1 pseudogene is annotated in these 279 nt (G+C 71.3%); it reads left to right on the forward strand.

Features of this window, described 5'->3' with window-relative positions:
- Positions 1–279: pseudogene (locus tag EN807_RS35060) on the forward strand (bifunctional uridylyltransferase/uridylyl-removing protein); the annotation flags it as partial.

The raw sequence follows: 279 nt of genomic DNA on the forward strand, positions 1-279 counted from the left end.
CATGCCGGCGACGGTTCCGGTCAGGCGACGCGCGGCGCCGTTCTGCAGCTGCTCAAGGCTCGGCTGGCCGATGGCCGCAAGATCGCGGAAGCCATGCTGAGGGAGGATGGCGGCGGCACCGCCTGCGCTGCCCGGCTGTCGCATCTCATGGACGAGATCATCCGGGCGCTCTACGATTTCGCCGCGACCCACGTCTATCGCGTCAAGAACCGCTCCGCGGCCGAGCGCATGGCGGTGGTGGCGGTCGGCGGCTACGGCCGCGGCACGCTGGCACCTGGC

It is taken from the genome of Mesorhizobium sp. M5C.F.Ca.ET.164.01.1.1 (genome assembly GCF_004792125.1).
Taxonomy (GTDB): Bacteria; Pseudomonadota; Alphaproteobacteria; order Rhizobiales; family Rhizobiaceae; genus Mesorhizobium; species Mesorhizobium wenxiniae.